A 15,491-nucleotide genomic window follows, 5' to 3' on the forward strand; every position below is an offset into this window, starting at 1 on the left:
GCGGACGCAGGACGGTTCGATTCTAAGGAGCGAAATTCATACATGCAGGACAAAACGGTCAACTAGTTCTCGTCAACATCTGCTCGGATTCCTCGGAAAGAGTCTGGTTGACGCCGGTAGTGCGCAGCGTCGCCGCACAGACCAACGCACCGAGAGCTGCGATGAAGGCTGCGACAAACAGTGCCAACCGAAGTCCACCGACAAAGTCGTCCGGTGGTCCGCCGGGCAGCATCGACTGCGCCGGAAGGAAGGCGCCGAGCACGGCAACCCCGACTGCGATGCCGGTCTGCCGGAACGCGTCGTTGATCCCTGCGGCCAATCCGGAATGGTTCGAAGTGCTTTCGCCCAGAACCAACCCACTCATGACGGGGTTGAACACCCCGGCCCCCACGCACGCGACAACAAATCCGGGAAGTATCGCGTACGGCGAACTGGTCACGTCGACGACGGTCATCATGACCAGCCCCACCGAGACGAGTAGAAGCGAGCACGTCAACGAGACCGAGACGGGGATGCGCCCGTCCAATTTCGCGGTGGCGCCCGCGACGACGAACATCGCTATCGTCGCCGGTAGATACAGCAGGCCGGCGTCCACGGGAGACAGATGCAGCACGTTCTGCAGGTAGATGGTCGTGTAGACGAACACCGCGAACATGGAGGCGGAGATCGAGAACGCTGCGACCTGAGCTCCGGCGAAGGCCCGATTGGCGAGCAGATGCGGGGGCAGCATGGGCTCGGTGGTACGAAGCTCGTGCAGGGAGAAACCGATCATGGCGGCCGCGGCGATCACCGCGGCGATCATCGGCTGCGGCTCGAACCACCCATCCTCGTTACCGCGTAACAAACCGAACACCAGAGCTGCCAGGCCGGTGGACACCAGAATCTGCCCGGGCACGTCCGCGCGGCGAGGTCGAGGATCGCGTGACTCGGGAACCCACCGCACCGTCATCGCCAGTGTGATCAACCCGATCGGAACGTTGATCAAAAAGATTGCGCGCCAATCCAACAACTCGGTGAGCAACCCGCCCACCAGTGGGCCGACGGCAAACGCGCCCCCGATCGTGGCGCCGTATGCAGCCAGAGCAGTCGCGCGCTGGGGACCCTTCTCGAACACGTCCGCCAGCAAGGCAAGTGAGCAGGCGAAGAGTACGGCACCGCCGATACCCTGAGCGGCCCGCGCGAGGTCGAGCACCCAGATGTTCGGCGCCAGAGCGCAGAACAGAGATGCCGTGGTGAACCACAGAATGCCGATGATGAAAACATGGCGTCGACCCCGTCGGTCTGCCCACGATCCGGCGCTGAGAACCACCGTCGCCAATGCCAGCGTGTACGCGTCGATCACCCATTGCAGGGCGCTGACTCCGGTATCGAGATCGGATGCGATCGACGGCAGGGCGGTGTTGACGACGGCGATGTCGAGCATGAGCATTGCGGTGCTCACGCATACTGCCAGCAGAGTGGCTCGTCGTACTGCGGTGTTCTTCGGGGTGATCGGTGCGGTCATGGCCCGTCCTGATGGTCGAAGGGGTGTGTACTCGGAACACCCTGGGCTCCGACGCTTGGGACATATCGGGCGAAATGCTTGGAACCCGCCTGGTTGATAACTGCCGTGTTACTCGGAATCCGTCACCACCTGCTCGGTCGAATACGCACTCTCCCAACGGTTAATCTCTGGTCATGGAGACCAGCCAGTGGGTGCGACGGGTGTTGGTGGTGGAAGACCAACCGCTGATGCGTGCGCTCGTCGGTGACACGCTCACACACGCCGGGTTCGTGGTCCATACGGCCGGATCGGCGGTCGAAGCGCTCACGGAGTTCGACGGATTCGATCCTGACCTCTTGGTCACCGACATCGACCTTGGCGTACGGCCGAACGGCGTCGATCTCGCAAACATCGTCACCGTGAAGGCCCCGCATTGCGCGATCGTGTTCCTGACGAACTACCCCAACGCATCGACAGCGCCAGGTTCTGCGGGTGTGCCGCCGAAATCGCTGTTCGTGGACAAGGCGGCTGTCCAGTCGGCGGATCAGTTGATCGGCGTAGTGGAGGCCGCGTTGACGGAAACCGAGCCACCGACGCTCGGGAGTGATCCGGACTCCGCCTTGTCGAGCCTCACCAGATCACAGCTCGATCTTCTGCGTTACATCTCGCTCGGGTGGTCGAACAGCGCAATCGCAGCGCATCGTGGGTCCTCGATCCGAGGTGTGGAGAAGCTCATCGCGCGCACTCTCGAGAGCCTGGGATTGACGCACGATTCGTCCACCAATCCGCGAGTGCTTGCTGCGAGTATCTTCATCCGCCATTTCGGTGTGCCCGAAGTGACCGACTCGGTGTGAACCCGCGCGAGTGGTGGCTTCGTCTCGGTGATCGGAACATCGTCACCAAGTGGTCCTGGATTCTGACGCTGCCGTTCGCGGTGACCGTGATGGCCAACTACTACCTGTGTACCGGGGTGCGCGAAGTAGGCGTGATGGCAGTCGGCGCCTTCGCGACCCACTGCGTTGTCGGGGTGATGCTGCTGATGGCGAGGGCTGTTCTTGCAGCACACCGATCGCAGCTCGCAGCCCTGGCCCTGTTCGCAATGATCGGCGCGATCCGCCCGTTCGTCCTCGACGCGATCACCCGCTCGCTCGAACTCCCCGTCGACCCCAGACCGATGCTCGTCCGGGTGGGACTCAACGTCGTGTGCAGCGTTGTCTTCTTGTCGTTGACCGCCGTACTGGTAGGCGCTCTCCGTGACCGCCTCGCGCTGCAACGGAGTTTGAAGGTTGCCGGGGCCGCCGTCCAACTCCAGCAGACCCGGGATCGATTCCGCCTCGACCAAACCCGTGCGCAGTGTCGGCGAGAGCTCGAGCGCAGTATCGAGACAGTCATGCACGCGGTTGCTGAAACGGAACTCGAGGGAGTACGAGGAGCAGCGCTCTTGAAGCGAATCTCCGACGACGTGGTTCGCCCGATGAGTCATCGACTGTTCCGGGAGATTCCCCCGATCGAATCACCGACGCCGACTGTGCGGCTGACGGCGAGAGATCGACTGATCGGCGTCGTACGCAGCGTTGAACCGGCGCCACTGTACGTACCGGTGTTCGCGTACACGGCACTGGTGACCGTCTACCTGCTCACGACTTACGGCGTGACGTTCACGGCGGTCCAGCTCGGCGTCGGTTTCTGGCTCTTCGTCGGTGGCAATGCGTGCGCTCGCCGAGTTGTCAGCAGCGGAGACGGCCCTCTGAGACGGATCGCGACTCTTTCTGCGGTGTACTGCTCGAGTGCGCTGATCAGCAGTACCGCGACGTGGCTGCTCCTGACGGTGTTCGGCCGTACCCCGACTTTCTATCTCTCGTCGATGGCCGTCTACCCGTTGGTTGCGCTGTCCGTCTGCCTGATCAGGGCTGCGGATACGCAGCGTCAGGACGAGGAGCGTCAACTCCGCAGTGCCCTGAGCCGGCAAGCGCTCGATGCAGCTCGTATCCATGCCGAGCTCATGCACACCCGACGTGGACTGGCCAGGTTGTTGCACTCGTCGGTGCAGGGCGAACTCGTAGCGGCCGCATGGTCTTCGGACGCCGTTGCCGGTCGCCCAGTCGATGTTGCGGCAACCATTGCCCACATTCTCGACGGCTTGGAAAGCGACCTGTCTGCGTCATCCGATCAGTCGGCTGACTCCGATGCCCGAAAGCGTATCGATGATCTTGTCACGGTGTGGCGCTACGCAATTCCGGTCGTCAGTCACGTCGACGACGAAGTCTGGGCGGTGATCGGTTCCGGCTCCGCTCGGCTCGACAGCGTGGTGGAGATCCTGTCGGAGGGACTGACCAACGCCGTGAAACACGGTGCAGGAGGGCCCGTCTTCCTCGAGGTGACACTCGCCGATGCTCGGGCGGTAGTAGTGCGGATCAGTTCGCCGGGTCGGCTGCCGGTGGCACGGGACTCAGGGATCGGGCTTGAATCGCTCGCCGGTACGGTAACGTCCCTCGAACTTGTCGAAGAGGAAGACCGGGTGGTCCTCACAGCCGTGCTTCTGTGACACCGTGAGTGGCGATGTCGTGGAGGCCGAACGTTTCGCCAATGGCCGGATTGGCCGCTTGTACGGTCGCAGAAATGGAATCGATTACTGCGCAGCTCATCCCACTCGCCACCGGCGTCGTCATCAGCCCGATTCCTCTGGTTGCGATCATCGCGATCCTGCTGTCCACTCGGGCGAAGGCAAATGCATTCGCGTACACCGCGAGCATCGTGCTGGCCGCGACAGCGATCACAGCAGCGACGGCACTTTCGACCACCGGAGTGGAATCGAAGTCCAGCGGCAGCGCGCATACCGTCCAGACGGTGTTCGCCGTCGTGTTCACTGTCGGTTTTCTGGCGCTCGCATACTCGAGTTGGCGTAGCCGTCCGAAAGACGATGCCGAGCCGGCGATGCCGTCGTGGCTGGCGCAGATCGACTCGATGCAACCGGCCAAAGCCGCGGTCCTGGGACTGTTGTTGACCGTACCCAACGCGAAGAACCTGCCGCTCGAACTCAAGGCAGGTTCGATCATCGGTGGCGGGCACCTCGGCTGGGTATCAGTGATCGCGTACTCCGTCCTGTTCGCGGTAGGGGCGTCCATCGCTTTGATCGTGCTGTCAGCATTGGCTGCCGTGCCCTCGGCGAAGGTGACCGATGCACTGAGCGCCACCAAAAGCACTCTGATCCGCCACAATGCGGCAATCATGACCGTTTTGTTCCTGATGCTGGCAGCATTGGAACTCTCGCACGTTGTCGAAGCCCTGTCGAAGTAGCAACTTGTTTTCGAGGAGAAATCGAATGACGATCACACCCAGCGAAGCGCCGGTAGTCGAGACAACGTACGGGCCGGTTCGAGGATCGACGGAAGGCTCGGTGTCGAGTTGGAAGGGGATTCGTTACGCGGCACCTCCGGTCGGTCCGCTGCGATTTCGCGCGCCGGTTCCGCCGAAGCCATGGACCGAGGTCCAGGACGCAACAGAATTCGGGCCGTGTGAGCCGCAAAGTCGACTCGCGATGATCCCGCTCGGTGAGAACGTTCCGATGGACGAAGACTGCCTGTTCCTCAACGTGTGGGCACCGGGCCCCGTCGGTTCTGATGCGCCGGGTAAACCGGTGATGGTCTGGATTCACGGCGGAGCGTATTTCCGCGGAGCGTCCAGCCAACCACTTTTCGACGCAACCACATTGGCTGAGAACGGCGACGTTGTCGTCGTCTCGATCAACTACCGCATCGGTGTGTTCGGCTTCGTCGATTTCTCGTCCTTCAATTCGAGTGAACATACCTTCGAGCCCAATGTCGCTCTCCGCGACATGATTGCAGCGCTGCAATGGGTTCAAGGCAACATCGCGGCTTTCGGTGGCGATCCCGACAAAGTGACGTTGTTCGGCGAGTCGGCAGGTGGCGGCGCGGTGACGACGCTGATGACCGTCCCGTCCGCTCGCGGCCTGTTTCATCGCGCTATTGCCGAAAGTTCGCCCGCCACTTCGGTGTACGGTAGTGAACGTGGTGAGATCGTCGCGAAGCTTTTCCTCAATATCTTCAGCGGCGGAGGCGATCTGGGTCTGTTGCGGTCCACGTCTGCCGAAGACTTGATCGGGCCGTCAGACGAACTGTTTGCTCGCGTCCCCCAGGAGACGCCTGGCACTTTGGCGTTCGCGCCGATCGTCGACGGTGATCTGCTCCCTGACTACCCGGTGCGCGCGTTCCGTCACGGCAATGCACACCCGATTCCGCTGATCATCGGAACCAACAAGGACGAATCTTCGCTCTTCCGGATGATGAAGTCGCCGTTGATGCCGATCGATCCCGTCGTGATCACGTCGATGTTCGCGGAGATCGCCGACGAGCATCCAGGACTCGAGCTACCGGATCATTCTCAAATCGAAGGCGCGTATTCGGGACTGTCCAAGCTGGGCGCCGGTCTCGGTTTGACCCGTGATTTCGGATTCCGGCTGCCTACGTTGTGGATCGCCGAGGCTCACAGCAAGGTTGCGCCGACGTGGTTGTATCGCTTCGACTACGCGCCGCCGATGCTCAAGGCGCTGAAGATCGGTGCGACCCACGGCACCGAACTTGCCTACGTCTTCGGCAACATCAACCACGGGGCACGAGACATCACCTACAAGTTGGGTGGCTTGAGCGCGGCGCGTCATGTCTCTGAGCGCATGCAGGCGAGGTGGTTGGACTTTGCCAGAGCTGCAGGCGATTACGACGCCGGGGACGATCGCGAACTGGGTGCGGACCCGGGGTGGCCCACTTACGACACCGACACACGCTCGACACTGTTGATCGACAAACGCGATGCCGTCGTCGCTGATCTCGACCGCGAGATCCGGGAGGCGTGGGGTGAGACGGTGATTGCATTCACCTGACGGTTCAGCCCTGCTCCAATTCGGCCAGGTAGTGCGAGACGGGTCCCACGGTGAGCATTCCGCTTCCGGCGCCGGCTATTTCGGCGGCGGCAGGTAGGAGCGCCGCTCGCGCACGCTCCTTGACTCGACGGTCGCCGACTGCAGTCGCCGCTGCGGCAGTCAAGCACCACAGTGCCTCGGAGAGTAGGTCTTCGGGCGGGTCCGGCAATGCCTCGACCGCCTTCGCTGCTTCGTTCGTCTGCCCCTGTGCGATGAGCAGGTGTGGCCGGGCCCAGGGTTCGTAGGGGCCCCACTGCGTGGTCGGGTCGAAAATCGCCGGCAGTCCCCGCCACACGCGGAGGGCGAGAATTGCGAGAGGGAGTATGCCGTCCGCGAGACCCGGCATGCCGGCATCGGAAAGATTGACCGCCGCAGCTTCGTACAGCTTCTCGCAGTGCGCGGCCTCCGCGCCGGCAGCGGCAGTACGCATAGCGCGAAACCAGGTGGTGAACACCGCTGCCAACGGGCGTTCGTGACGTCCGGCCAATCGATCAACCGTCTCGGCATGTAGCTCGGCTGCATCGAATTGCCCAAGGGCGCTGAGGGCTTGCATGCGGATCAGATGGCCGAGGATCTCGAAGGTAGCCAGGCCGTGTCGAATGGCGAGGTCGACCAGTTCACGGCCGATGTCGTCGCGCTCGGAGGCCAGACCGGTAGTCCAGAACGTCTGCATGAACAATCCGTTCAGAGCGAAGGCCAGGAGCCCTGGATCGTCGAGAGCGCAACCGATCTGTACTGCGGCACGGGCACATTCGAGACCGTGATGACCGGGCAGTCCGCGCGATTCGAGTGCGATTGTCGCCAACAGTCTCGCCCGAGCGGGTTCGTTGCCGGCCGGAAGTCGATCGAGAGTGCGCTGAGCGGCCTCGACGATCTGCGTAGCCTGCCGAGGATCGTCGGATCGCGTCCAGATCCCGGGCACGTCGTAATTGCCGATGATCCGCGCGGTGAGTTCGACGTCGTCCAATTGTTCAGCGGCGCCGATGATTGTCAGTCGTTGGTTTCGGGCAGTCTCGAGTCCGCTTCCGCCCGCAACTGCCAAACTTCGGAGGAGGCCGACGGTTGACTCCAATCTCGATTTCGATCCTGCCGCTACGGTCCGGTCGTACGCTGCCGAAACCTGACTGAAGATCTGTTCTGCCCCTACAGGATCCAGGCGGGTTTCCCGGCGGAGAATGTCGGACTCGAGGTCGTTCAGTCGTGGACCAGGGTCGATGCCCAACTCTTCGGCGAGTAACTTCCGTGCGCGACGTAGGACTGCCAGAGCATCGCCTTGACGATCGGACCGGTACAGCGCCAGAGCGAGTAGTCGCCAACCCTCCTCGCGCCAAGGGTGTTCCGTCACGTGGGCATCCAGATCGGGAATCGCTTCGGCAGCTCGCCCGAGATCGAGCTGCGCGGATGCCAAGCGTTCGACGGCAGTCAGACGCAGTTCCTCCAAGCGTGATCGCTCCGTTCGGGCCCAAGGCTCGTCGGCGAACTCCGCGTAGGCCGGCCCTCTCCACAGCTGCAGCGCGGTTCGGAGCAGTTCGAGTGATTGCGCCGGCGTCGAATCTGCGGCTTCTCGCACCAGTCTTTCGAATTCCCAAGCGTCGACCGCGTCGGGTGCTGCATGAAAGGCGTAACCGGGCCCTTCGGTGACAATGACTTTCGGCTTCTTTCGCGGCGCGCGATCCGGTTCGAGCGCACGCCTCAATGCGGAAACGAACGTACGTATTGCGCTGGTAGCGCCGGACGGAGGATCGACCCAGAGGTCGTCGACAATCACGTCCACGGGAACAACACGGCCGCGGGCGACGACGAGACGAGCGAGGACCGCTCGGTGTCGTGGACCCTTCAGATCGATCTGGTGTGAAGACTCGTTCCACGCGACCACGGGTCCGAGCACTCCGAAAGCCGGGGCTTCAAATGTGTGGTCTCGCATTTCCCCACGCTATCGCGCTCATCGAACGCTCATCGACTGCGGCGAAGCTGATTGCCATCACCCCGACCTGCCATCACCCCGACTAACGAGAGCGACCGATGACTATCACCATTCCAGGCTTCGACTACCAGCAGATTTCCACAGCAGACGGAGTGCGGCTCAACGTCGCGGTCGGCGGAAGCGGAACACCACTCGCCCTTCTGCACGGCTTCCCTCAGACTCACCTCATGTGGCGTCACGTAGCCACTGCCTTGGCGTCGGATCACACCGTCATCTGCCCGGATCTCCGCGGATACGGAGCCAGCGACAAACCGGTCGAGGAAAACCCGGACACCTACTCCAAACGAACAATGGCTGCCGACATCGTCGAGGTGGCGAGGAAATTGGGACACGAGAAGTTCGCCCTCGTCGGCCACGATCGTGGCGCACTGGTTGCCGTCAGAGCGGGGCTGGATCATCCGGATGTGATCACGCAACTCGGCTCGCTGGACGTGCTCCCCACCCTGGATATGTGGGACATCCTGCATGGATCGAATGCTGCTGTGGCGTTCCATCTCTATCTCATGGCTCAGCCACCTGGTCTTCCCGAGCAGATGATCAGCGCCAGCGCCGACGCGTTCTTCGAGTACTTTCTCGACGTGTGGACGCAGAACCGCGAAGCGATTCCGGTAGACGTGCGGGCGGAATACCTGCGCGCCTCACGGGAGGCGGTGCCGTCGATCGTTGCCGATTACCGGGCGTCGGCAGGCATCGACATCGAACACGATCAGTCCGATCGGGAGGCGGGCAACCAACTGCACATGCCGGTCACGGTCATTCAGCAGGACTGGGGCTCGATGCTCGGCTACGACGCCGAGGCCCTGTGGAAAGCGTGGGCGCCCGATCTCGAGCACCGCACGCTGTCCGCAGGTCACTTCATGGCAGAAGAGGCGCCTGCCGAAGTGGTCGAGGCGATCCGGACCCTACTCGAGAGGTAGTTTTGACGCTTCTCGGCTGTCGAGGTACTGGCGAGCGCATCACGTGCGTCGCGAATGGACGAGGGGGATCGATGGGTTTCTCGCTGCACTTCATGCGGGTGACGAAGGACGTGCAACTCGATGTTGATCGGGCAGCGGTCGCCGCTTTCCTCGATCAGCACGGGCTGCGCGTGGTCGAGAGCCCGTACGGAGGCGAGATCGTCGACCGTGACGACAGGGCATTGACGATCGACGGGGCCTTCTCCGACCTTCATCTCGACTCGCTCGAGCAGAGCGATCCACTCAGTGGTGGAATCTTCCACGCGACGCTGTCGCCTGCCGAGTGCGCGTTCGTCTACGACCTCTGCGCGGCGGCTGGGTTCCTGATCGTCAACCCTCAGGGTGACCCGACGTTTCTCGTTCCCCAGCGCAATCACGAGCCCGACGACGTTTCCGAGTTGGAGGACGTCGTCTGGGTCGACAGCGCCGAGGAACTGGCGCGGGCGCTCACCGGTGGTTTCCAAGCGTTCCGCGAGTTTCGGGACCGCGTGACAGGACGAGCCGCCGGTGCCGAATGATCGGGGCCCCGTCGGGTTGACGAAGGTCGGGTTCTACCGCTTGACCCCGGCCGCCAAGTCGTCGACGAGAACCTTGGCGGTCAAGGCGTATCCCGCGGCCTTGTAGTAGTCGAAGGGAATCACTCGACCAGCCTGCGCGGCGGGCAGACGCTGCCACGTCGGCGAGGTGTACACGCTGCCGGAGGCGCTGCGATCCAAGGCGAAGATGACGTCGGCTTCTTCGAGACGGTTGAACTGCTCCGATCCGAGCATCACGCGAAGGTCGGGGCCTTCACGGAGCACCTCGAATCCCAGGTCCTCGGCGACGGCGGTGCGGAAATCGTTCTGGAACCACGCGATCTGATCCTCCGCGGCGGCGACGAAGGCAACCTTCTTGCCGGCCATCAGCGGTTCGACGGTCGGGCGGACCTGAGCTACATGGGCGTCGTACTCGGCGAGTACTTCTTCGGCGCGATCGCTGCGCCCGATGCCGGTGAGGAAGTCCGACATGACCTTCCGCCACTCCGGGGTGAAGTCCTTGCCGACGGGCAGGACCGGTGCGATCTGCTGCATCCGGTCGTTGCCGTACGACCCGGTGTCCCACCAGCCGGCGCTGAGGACGAGAAGGTCGGCGCCGAGAGTCGAGATGTATTCGAAGTTGGGATCGGAAGCACCTTCGGCGAAGATCTCGACACCCGTGGCATCCGGGACCTCACGGCGCAGGTGTTCGGCTGCGCCGGTCGGGTAGGCGGTCACCGGGTATCCGGCGAGGATCGACAATTCGAGGCCGTCCCGCGGATCGAGGGCAACGACGTTCTGTGGGTCCGTCGGAATGATCAGCTTCTCGTCGCCGCGCGTGAACTCGAAGGTCTCCGCGTTCTCGGGCGTCGAACTTTCCGTGCTGCCGCACGCGGCGAGAAACGCGGCCGCAGCGACGCCCGCGCCGACGCCGAAGAAACCGCGTCGCGTCAGGTTGTCCACGATCGCCCAGTAGTCGCGATCGGTCGTGGAGGGAGAAAGGAGTCGAGTCATGCTTGTTAGGTTAGCCTTAGGGGCTGTCTTCGGGAATGCTGAAACAGCTCCCGCGAACGCCAAGAAATACGGCGAACACGCCAGCACAGAGAGTGTTGTCCGCGTCACCGGCAGGTCTGATTCACAACCCACTTTCGACCTCTGACGTGCATGACGTCACAACCGGCCGCCTCCTCGATCGCGATTTGGCCCTGATCGCGCCGACTATGCTGAGTTGACCAGCAGTACGATTTCGGAGGTTGCAATGCAGATCACCAGCGTCGGCCACGCAGGATTTCACATCCAGACCGAGGCCGGATCCATCCTGTGTGATCCATGGGTGACCCCGACGTATTTTGCGTCCTGGGTGCCGTTCCCCGACAACACAGAGTTGGACTGGGACGCGCTGGGCAACTGCGACTACCTCTACGTCTCGCACCTGCACAAGGACCACTTCGATCCGAAGAATCTGATCGCGCACGTCAACAAGGACGCCACAGTCCTGCTCCCCGATTACCCGGTGCCGGACCTCAAGCGTGAACTCGAGAAGCTCGGCTTCCACAAGTTCTTCGAGACGGAAGACTCCGTCAAGCACACCATCAGCGGTCCCAAGGGCGATCTCGACATCATGATCATCGCTCTGCGCGCTCCCGCGGACGGTCCGATCGGTGACTCGGGCCTCGTCGTCTCGGACGGGGAAACCACCTGTTTCAACATGAACGACGCCAGGCCCGTCGACCTGGACCCGCTGACCGACGCCTTCGGGAAGGTCGACATCCATCTGCTGCAGTACTCGGGCGCGATCTGGTACCCGATGGTCTACGACATCCCGAAGGGCACCAAGCGCAACTTCGGCAAGCAGAAGCGTCAGCGTGGCATGGACCGCTGCCGCAACTACATCTCCCAGGTCGACGCTGCCTGGGTTGTCCCGTCGGCCGGCCCGCCGGTCTTCCTCGACGACGACCTGCGTTACCTCAACGACGATCACGGCGACGAGGGAAACATCTTCCCCGACCAGATCACGTTCCTCGAGCAGATGCGCATCAACGGCAACGATCGTGGTCTGCTGATGATCCCCGGCTCGGCCGTCGAACTTCGCGGAAGCGAGAAGGTCGCGCTGACGCATCCCATCCCGGACGCAGACGTCGACAAGATCTTCTCCAACAAGGCCGAGTACATCGAGAAGATGGCGCAGAAGATGGCACCGGTCATCGCCGCGCAGAAGGCCACGTGGGCTCCGGCCGAAGGCGAGCCGCTGCTCGACGGTCTCAAGGCCAAGTTCGAGCCGATCATGGCTCAGTCCGATCTGATCTGCGACGGAATCGGCTACCCCGTCGGACTCGTGATGGGAGAGGAGACGGTCGTCCTCGACTTCCCGAAGCGGATCGTTCGTGAGCCCATCGACGGAGAAGGTAAGTACCGCTACGGCTTCCGCATCGCTCCCGAACTGGTTCGCACCATTCTGCGCGACGACGAGCCCGACTGGGTCAACACCATCTTCCTGTCGACACGCTTCACGGCGTGGCGCATCGGTGGGTACAACGAATTCCTCTACACGTTCTTCAAGTGCCTCACCGACGAGCGCATCGCGTACGCCGACGGCTGGTTCGCCGAGGCCCACGACGACAGCGCGTCTATCGAGTTGGGCGGGTACGAGATTCAGCGTCGTTGCCCCCACCTCAAGGCGGACCTGTCGAAGTTCGGTGTCGTCGACGGCACCAACCTCACCTGCGATCTGCACGGCTGGCAGTGGGATCTCGAGACCGGCCGCTGCAAGACGTCCAAGGGCCACGAGCTGCGCACCAGCAAGCTGAGCTGAACCGAGCTCGTCGGGTGACGGGATACAGCAGGTCGCTGATCGGCCTGGCGACAGCGCTCGCCGGGTTGGCCGGTTACGTCGACGCGCTCGGATTCATCACGCTCGGTGGGCCTTTCGTTTCGTTCATGAGCGGCAACATGACGCAGGCGAGCGTCGCATTTGCCGACGGGGTGTGGGCGACCGCGAGAGTTGCCGGCGGAATCATCGTGCTCTTCCTCCTGGGAATCGCGCTGGGAACCGTCGTCACCCACTTCACGGAGCGCTATTCGGTCCGGGCTCGCAAGGTCACGGTGCTCGCGGTTGTAGCCGGGCTGCTGTCCATCGGTTCGGTGATGAGCAGCCTCGACGTCACCCCCGGCGCGATCTCGGCGATGGCCTTGGCGATGGGAGCCGTCAACTCGGTGTTCCAGCGCGACGGCGAGGTGACGATCGGTGTCACGTACATGACCGGTGCGCTGGTCAAGATGGGCCAGCGTCTGACCGGAGCCTTTCTGGGTGGCCCGAAGTGGGCGTGGCTGCAGCACTTCGGGATGTGCGCGGGGTTGATCGCGGGCGCGGTGGTCGGTGCGCTCGTTCATCGGTGGATCGGTCTTCACGCTCTGTGGCCCGCATCGGCGTTCACGGTTGTTCTGATCGCCGTTGCCTGGCAGGTCTCGCCCCCGTCTCCGGCAAAGGTGTAGAAAGAGCCAGACACAAATCCGGGGGTACAGGGGGAAGCAGTGGATGCTCTGATCATCGTGGTGCTCGGACTGCTCGGAATCGTCGCGGCCTCGACGCTCGGAGCGCGGATCGGAGTCGCAGCACCGTTGATTCTGGTGATGGCCGGGATCGTTGTCAGCCTCTTACCATTTGTCCCAGCAGTGGACATCGACCCGGAATGGATTCTGGCAGGCGTGCTTCCGCCACTGCTGTACTCCGCCTCGGTCTCGATGCCGTCGATGGAGTTTCGGCGTGAGTTCGGTGCCATCGGTGGGCTTTCCGTTCTGCTCGTGGTCGTGAGTGCGCTTGTTCTCGGTGTGTTCTTCTCCTGGGTGATACCAGGACTCGGTATCTGGTGGGGCATTGCACTCGGTGCGATCGTGAGCCCGACGGATGCCGTCGCGACGTCCATCGTCAAGAAACTCCCGGTCTCGCCGCGGGTGGTGTCGATCCTCGAAGGCGAAAGCCTGCTCAACGACGCCACCGCTCTGGTTCTGTTGCGTACTGCCATCGCCGGGGCCGCCGCATCGGTGTCGCTGTGGAGTGTGTTGGGCAAGTTCGCTTTTGCCGTCGTCGTGGCCGCGGTCATCGGAGTTGTCGTCGGCAAGGTCAACCTGATGGTTCGCGCCCGTGTCACCGATTCGACGGTCAACACGGTCATCTCGTTCACGGTGCCGTTTCTGGCGGCGATCCCCGCCGAAGAGTTGGGTGCGTCAGGGTTGGTTGCTGCAGTCGTGGCCGGGCTCGTCACCGGCTACGACGCTCCTCGGAAGCTGTCACCGCGACACCGGTTGTCCGACTCCCAGAACTGGCGCACAGTCGAATTGGTCCTCGAAGGTGCGATCTTCCTGGTGATGGGCCTTGAACTCTCGTCGATAGTCGACGATGTCCGGGTCGACCACGAGGGCATATCCACGGCGGTCTTCGTGGCGGCGGGTGCACTGTTCCTCACGATCTTGGTGCGGGCTCTGTACGTGGCCCCGCTCCTGCGAGCGCTCCAAGCGCGGGCGAATTTTCGTGAACGCATGAAACCCAGACTCTCCGACATCGCGAATCGCCTCGACAATCCCGAGGATTACCCGCCAGACGAACGACGCAGCAGGCGCCGGGCACCTTCGGCGAATCAGATGGAAAGGTTCAAGGTTCGGGTTCGGCGGACGGTTGCCGATATCGACTACTACCTCGCTGCGCCGTTGGGATGGCGTGAAGGCACGATCGTCATCTGGGCCGGCATGCGCGGGGCGGTCACTCTGGCTGCAGCGCAGACTCTGCCGGAAGACACCCCGAGTCGATCGCTCCTGATCTTGGTTGCGTTCCTGGTGGCAGCAGGCTCGTTGATCCTTCAGGGTGGGACGTTGAAGCGCGTCGTAGTGGCGACCGGTCCGGCAGCGCAGGACCTCACCGAATCCGAACTAGACGAGCATCGCAGGTTGCTCGACCTCCTCGAAGATGCTGCTGCGAGTGTCGTTCCGCCAGAGGGTCGGTCGAAGAAGAGGATCCGCCTCGACGTGATCGAAGCGCAGCGTCAGGCACTGCTCGACGCACGTGACGATGGCGTGTTCGACGCACGGATGCTCGGATCGGCACTTGCCGCGCTGGATGCCGATCAGATCAGTCTCGAACTCAGGGGCGGCCCGGACGGTTGATCACGTGCACAGGCGCTTTCGAGCAGACGTCATCATTGCCCGCGTGATCACGCCGTGCAGTACCTGAACGGGGGCGAAGTAGATTCGACCCGCGCGGTTCTTCAGCTCCACGGCGGTGACGACGTGCAGGAGGCCGGCGTCGTTGTCGGCCTGAACCGAGGCGACGAATCGTAGGTGTTTCTCGTCCGCTTCGATGAGGGCCTCGCCGTCGGCGATCTTGTCGACGGCAAAGGTGTCGGGGCGTCCCTTGGCGATGCCGAGCAGTCCGACTATCCGCTCCCTGAGCCAGAACATCGCGAGGACGGGTGCGGGGACATTCCTGACGTCGAAGACTGCCTGCGCCCACTCCTCGGATGTATGGGTCGGAACAGCCGGGATGGTGATCGTGGTGGCTTCTGCCCAGTCCGGTGCAGGCATTGCCTTGAAAGCGAGTGTCATTTCGTCCTCCGTACGGTGCCGT

General features: G+C 62.9%; 13 protein-coding genes. 9 read left to right on the forward strand and 4 right to left on the reverse strand.

All coding sequences use genetic code 11. The annotated features are described in order from the left end of the window. Positions 1 to 58 precede the first annotated feature (58 nt). On the reverse strand, positions 59 to 1,504 hold the full coding sequence (locus tag QRN54_RS03800) for an MFS transporter (RefSeq protein WP_285181613.1): 1,446 nt from the start codon (positions 1,502 to 1,504) through the stop codon (positions 59 to 61). 173 nt (positions 1,505 to 1,677) lie between these two features. Between QRN54_RS03800 and QRN54_RS03805 the strand changes: the two genes are divergently transcribed. The 4 genes from QRN54_RS03805 (at position 1,678) to QRN54_RS03820 (ending at position 6,380) form a co-directional block, all read left to right on the forward strand. Continuing rightward, positions 1,678 to 2,337, forward strand: a complete 660-nt coding sequence (locus QRN54_RS03805) for a response regulator (RefSeq protein WP_050654977.1) — start codon at positions 1,678 to 1,680, stop codon at positions 2,335 to 2,337. Next, positions 2,334 to 4,028 (forward strand): sensor histidine kinase, encoded by a 1,695-nt coding sequence (locus QRN54_RS03810; RefSeq protein WP_064075085.1) that lies wholly within the window; start codon positions 2,334 to 2,336, stop codon positions 4,026 to 4,028. Before QRN54_RS03805 ends, QRN54_RS03810 begins: the two co-directional genes overlap by 4 nt. 74 nt (positions 4,029 to 4,102) lie before the next feature. Then, a complete protein-coding gene (locus QRN54_RS03815; RefSeq protein ID WP_064113576.1) occupies positions 4,103 to 4,780 on the forward strand; it encodes a GAP family protein in 678 nt (225 codons plus the stop codon). A gap of 25 nt (positions 4,781 to 4,805) precedes the next feature. Beyond that, a complete protein-coding gene (locus QRN54_RS03820; RefSeq protein ID WP_285181614.1) occupies positions 4,806 to 6,380 on the forward strand; it encodes a carboxylesterase/lipase family protein in 1,575 nt (524 codons plus the stop codon). A gap of 4 nt (positions 6,381 to 6,384) precedes the next feature. On the opposite strand, the gene QRN54_RS03825 is transcribed toward QRN54_RS03820, so the two are convergent. Then, positions 6,385 to 8,343 carry an AfsR/SARP family transcriptional regulator gene (locus QRN54_RS03825; protein WP_285181615.1) on the reverse strand — a complete coding sequence of 653 codons (1,959 nt, stop codon included), beginning with the start codon at positions 8,341 to 8,343 and terminating at the stop codon, positions 6,385 to 6,387. Positions 8,344 to 8,441: 98 nt separating this feature from the next. Between QRN54_RS03825 and QRN54_RS03830 the strand changes: the two genes are divergently transcribed. Both QRN54_RS03830 and QRN54_RS03835 read left to right on the forward strand, forming a co-directional pair. Continuing rightward, positions 8,442 to 9,320 (forward strand): alpha/beta fold hydrolase, encoded by an 879-nt coding sequence (locus QRN54_RS03830; protein ID WP_285181616.1) that lies wholly within the window; start codon positions 8,442 to 8,444, stop codon positions 9,318 to 9,320. Positions 9,321 to 9,391: 71 nt separating this feature from the next. Next, the gene (locus tag QRN54_RS03835) at positions 9,392 to 9,877 is read left to right on the forward strand and encodes a hypothetical protein (protein ID WP_042922885.1); all 486 of its coding nucleotides are present in this window, start codon (positions 9,392 to 9,394) and stop codon (positions 9,875 to 9,877) included. A 33-nt stretch (positions 9,878 to 9,910) separates the two neighbouring features. Here QRN54_RS03835 and QRN54_RS03840 read toward each other — a convergent pair whose 3' ends face one another. Further along, entirely contained in the window at positions 9,911 to 10,888 is a 978-nt protein-coding gene (locus QRN54_RS03840) for an ABC transporter substrate-binding protein (protein WP_003942949.1), read from the reverse strand. Between the two features lie 244 nt (positions 10,889 to 11,132). Between QRN54_RS03840 and QRN54_RS03845 the strand changes: the two genes are divergently transcribed. Genes QRN54_RS03845 through QRN54_RS03855 form a run of 3 tightly spaced genes read left to right on the forward strand, consistent with a single transcriptional unit; the run spans position 11,133 to position 15,031 of the window. Further along, positions 11,133 to 12,686: an MBL fold metallo-hydrolase gene (locus QRN54_RS03845; protein ID WP_285181617.1), complete on the forward strand. Its 1,554-nt coding sequence runs from the start codon at positions 11,133 to 11,135 to the stop codon at positions 12,684 to 12,686. A gap of 14 nt (positions 12,687 to 12,700) precedes the next feature. Continuing rightward, a complete protein-coding gene (locus QRN54_RS03850) occupies positions 12,701 to 13,366 on the forward strand; it encodes a YoaK family protein (RefSeq protein ID WP_285181618.1) in 666 nt (221 codons plus the stop codon). 39 nt (positions 13,367 to 13,405) lie between these two features. Then, positions 13,406 to 15,031: a cation:proton antiporter gene (locus tag QRN54_RS03855; RefSeq protein WP_050654985.1), complete on the forward strand. Its 1,626-nt coding sequence runs from the start codon at positions 13,406 to 13,408 to the stop codon at positions 15,029 to 15,031. Here QRN54_RS03855 and QRN54_RS03860 read toward each other — a convergent pair whose 3' ends face one another. Further along, entirely contained in the window at positions 15,032 to 15,469 is a 438-nt protein-coding gene (locus QRN54_RS03860) for a DUF2867 domain-containing protein (protein WP_050654986.1), read from the reverse strand. Positions 15,470 to 15,491 lie beyond the last annotated feature (22 nt).

The sequence above is a fragment of the Rhodococcus sp. MEB032 genome, assembly GCF_030208925.1.
Lineage (GTDB): Bacteria > Actinomycetota > Actinomycetes > Mycobacteriales > Mycobacteriaceae > Rhodococcus_F > Rhodococcus_F qingshengii.

Excerpts from the sequence above, each read along its gene's own strand:
- QRN54_RS03815 (WP_064113576.1), top strand. The coding sequence starts at position 4,103 with ATGGAATCGATTACTGCGCAGCTCATCCCACTCGCCACCGGCGTCGTC.
- QRN54_RS03830 (WP_285181616.1), top strand. The coding sequence starts at position 8,442 with ATGACTATCACCATTCCAGGCTTCGACTACCAGCAGATTTCCACAGCA.
- QRN54_RS03835 (WP_042922885.1), top strand. The coding sequence starts at position 9,392 with ATGGGTTTCTCGCTGCACTTCATGCGGGTGACGAAGGACGTGCAACTC.
- QRN54_RS03820 (WP_285181614.1), top strand. The coding sequence starts at position 4,806 with ATGACGATCACACCCAGCGAAGCGCCGGTAGTCGAGACAACGTACGGG.
- QRN54_RS03860 (WP_050654986.1), bottom strand. The coding sequence starts at position 15,469 with ATGACACTCGCTTTCAAGGCAATGCCTGCACCGGACTGGGCAGAAGCC.
- QRN54_RS03800 (WP_285181613.1), bottom strand. The coding sequence starts at position 1,504 with ATGACCGCACCGATCACCCCGAAGAACACCGCAGTACGACGAGCCACT.
- QRN54_RS03825 (WP_285181615.1), bottom strand. The coding sequence starts at position 8,343 with ATGCGAGACCACACATTTGAAGCCCCGGCTTTCGGAGTGCTCGGACCC.
- QRN54_RS03845 (WP_285181617.1), top strand. The coding sequence starts at position 11,133 with ATGCAGATCACCAGCGTCGGCCACGCAGGATTTCACATCCAGACCGAG.
- QRN54_RS03805 (WP_050654977.1), top strand. The coding sequence starts at position 1,678 with ATGGAGACCAGCCAGTGGGTGCGACGGGTGTTGGTGGTGGAAGACCAA.
- QRN54_RS03840 (WP_003942949.1), bottom strand. The coding sequence starts at position 10,888 with ATGACTCGACTCCTTTCTCCCTCCACGACCGATCGCGACTACTGGGCG.